Source organism: Mesorhizobium sp. M7A.F.Ca.CA.002.05.1.1, assembly GCF_003998335.1.
Classification (GTDB): Bacteria; Pseudomonadota; Alphaproteobacteria; order Rhizobiales; family Rhizobiaceae; genus Mesorhizobium.
Window position 1 is genome coordinate 1 of the sequence record NZ_RZQI01000800.1, and the last position, 2,741, is coordinate 2,741.

4 protein-coding genes are annotated in these 2,741 nt (G+C 56.3%); all 4 read right to left on the reverse strand.

What is annotated here, in order from left to right:
- Positions 1 to 218: hypothetical protein (locus EN939_RS38665; RefSeq protein WP_206528360.1), on the reverse strand; the 218-nt coding region annotated here is incomplete at its 3' end.
- Positions 219 to 457: 239 nt separating this feature from the next.
- The gene (locus EN939_RS28640) at positions 458 to 835 is read right to left on the reverse strand and encodes a response regulator transcription factor (RefSeq protein WP_127270690.1); all 378 of its coding nucleotides are present in this window, start codon (positions 833 to 835) and stop codon (positions 458 to 460) included.
- A 1-nt stretch (position 836) separates the two neighbouring features.
- Positions 837 to 1,478 (reverse strand): response regulator transcription factor, encoded by a 642-nt coding sequence (locus EN939_RS28645; RefSeq protein WP_127270687.1) that lies wholly within the window; start codon positions 1,476 to 1,478, stop codon positions 837 to 839.
- A 547-nt stretch (positions 1,479 to 2,025) separates the two neighbouring features.
- On the reverse strand, positions 2,026 to 2,616 hold the full coding sequence (locus EN939_RS28650) for a HupE/UreJ family protein (protein ID WP_127270684.1): 591 nt from the start codon (positions 2,614 to 2,616) through the stop codon (positions 2,026 to 2,028).
- Between the last annotated feature and the right edge of the window lie 125 nt (positions 2,617 to 2,741).

Sequence of the window (2,741 nt, forward strand, 5' to 3'; positions counted from 1 at the left end):
GCCCATGTGCCCTCGATATATGGTTTCAGGCTGTGTTCATTAACGAGGCGCGCTGCGAGGCCCAACCGTGACTGGTCCAATTTTGGCCTGACAACGAGCGCGGTCTTCTCAGCGTTGCCGTCTCGGCGCCTCACCCTCATCAGCAAACGCTCTTCGTCTTCGGCGAGGACCTTGAGGTCAACATTCGAGAGATCTACGAGCCTGCGCGTGTTCGTCATAGGCCTCTATCCGAGTCTCGTTGCGTCAAGTCGCCGATGCCAACGGTAATCAGCCAGACTCGCGCTGTCACCGTCCTTGAACAGCTCCTCTGTCGCAGTTGCTTTCCCAGTCGCATCGTCCCCCCGTAACGACCAGAGAGCAATAACACCGGACTACGGCCTCGGTTGGCCGACGGTAAATCCTTTACAAGTCCCATCCTGCAAACCGCCAAAAGGACGATCGTGTATTTGTATCCGCGTCAATCACGAGCCAAGAGAGCGTCGGATACTGCATCCAGCAATGCTCTGGTATCAAATGGCTTCTGAAATACTCTAGAAACAGAAGCTTCGGTCACTCGCCTTTGAGTGGCCAGTTCCTGCCTGCCTGTGATGAAGATGACGGGAAGGTTGGGAAGTCGAGCATTTGCCCTCCGCTGCAGTTCGACTCCATCCATGACCGGCATGCCGACATCAGTGATCAGGCAGTCTACTTCCGACAGCCGATCACCCTGGAGGAGAGATAAGGCAGTGTCATAGGAGCGCACCTTATGCCCGGCTGATTCCAGGAGATCTCCCAGGGACTCAAGTAGATACGGATCATCGTCCACGATCGCGACGACCCACTGACGAGAATTCACTTCACAAAGCTCCTGCATGGCGGGAATGAGTTATCGGAATATCGAGCATGGCTGCAATCCGCACCAGATCGGCAAGTGAGGCAGCCCGCATCTTCTGCATGACCTTGCCTCTGTGAACCTGTAGCGTCACCTCGCGTATTCCGAGCTCTGCCGCCGCCTGTTTGTTCATTAGCCCGCTGACCACGAGCGGAAATACCTCCCGCTCTCGAGGTGTAAGTTCAGCAAAGCGGCGTCGGAGAACGCCCAATTCGTCCTGCTTCGAACGGCGCTCCCGATCTCTCTCAATGCCAGCTTTGATAGCTATGAGCAGATCCGACTCCTGGAAGGGCTTCGTGAGGAAATCAACGGCACCCCGTTTCATCGCCCTGACCGTCGAAGGGATATCCCCATGGCCCGTAATAAACACAACTGGCGGATGATCGCCGCTGGCGATCTGTTCGTGAAACTCAAGCCCGCTTACGCCGGGGAGCTCCACGTCAAGCACGATACAGCTTGGTAAGTCGGGCCGACGGTATTCGAGGTACTCGCTTACCGAGCCCACTGCGACACACCGGAGGCCCGCCGATGCGAGGAAGTCACTGATCGACTCCCGAACATGGACATCGTCGTCCACGAGAAAGATGACCTGGTCGGAACCTTCCACGCCGATTTCTCCGTTCCCTGCCATAAACCAGCGGCAAGCCCGCCCCTTTCGCTAGACTAGCAGACATGGGAGGCATGAGATGTAATAGAAAACAATAATTGCGGGCCTTCTTCAGAGTGCCCCGCTATCCCTCGATTGCGGTGAATGATGATCAAATCACCGCAGGTCGGTTGTCTCTATGCCGCGAGACAGGATTTTCAGCGCGTTCGGAGTTGCGGCAATTGTCAAGTCGTGCCTTGTCGCGCGATAGTGAGGCGTTCGTCGCATTTGACTCTCGCTAAACGTTCAGGATTTGGACCGAGTGCGGCATGCGCAGCAGTCCGCGTTGTTCACGATCGTCGCACTGCCGAACATGGAGTCGCATGATCAACCATGTCGACTGTCATGCGGACGATACGGCCGCCGATCTTCGACATGTTTCGACGAACTAATCGGCGCGGCGCGGCGTAACGACCACTGCGTGGCCTGCTGACCTCAAAGGGGGTGGCGGGGAGCCTGCGGCCGAAGCTACGAGCGCACCTATGATCATTAGAAGAACACGAGCCTACTAACCGCCGGCGACTATCCATAAACCGGCGAGCGCCGTGAGGCCGCCAGCCATTTGGGCGACCCAACGTTGCACTCCGCCAATCGCAGGCCGCGATAGCCCAAGACCTATCCTCACGCCGAGGGCATGAAGCAGAGTAGTCGCGATGACAAACCCTACCAGGAACGGAAACGCTCCCGCTTCACCAAGTTCACCGCCATGTGCGTACCCATGGAAAAATGCGAAGAAGCCGACCAATACCATTCCCACCGATGTTGGAACTTGAAGTGCTGCGAAAGCCAGCAGACCGAGAATGAGAACTGACGCTGCAACGACGGGCTCTGCGAATGGGAGGTCACCACCGAGCATGGACACAACGAAGCCGACGACCATGGTTCCGACAAACGCTGAGGGGATGAGCCATGTGGACCGCCCACCGAGCAGAGCAGCCCACAAGCCCACAGCGATCATCGCCAGAATGTGGTCGAGCCCAAACAAAGGATGAGAGAAGCCTGCGAGAAGCGAGCCATGCTCCTCCGGGTTAAGATGTGCGAACGCCGGCATGACGTTGAACATCAAGGTTACGGTTATGACAAACAGTTGTTTCAACATGTCGAATTCCTTTCTCGGCTCTCAGTCTGAAATTCTATGTAAGAATCGGAGCTCAATGCTTGACTCTCGTTTGGGAGCCTTAAGCAACGACCGGCGGCATATAAGGAAAGATCGTTGACGGTTTC

Coding starts and splice junctions, on each gene's coding strand:
- EN939_RS28650 (WP_127270684.1), bottom strand. CDS start 2,616: ATGTTGAAACAACTGTTTGTCATAACCGTAACCTTGATGTTCAACGTC.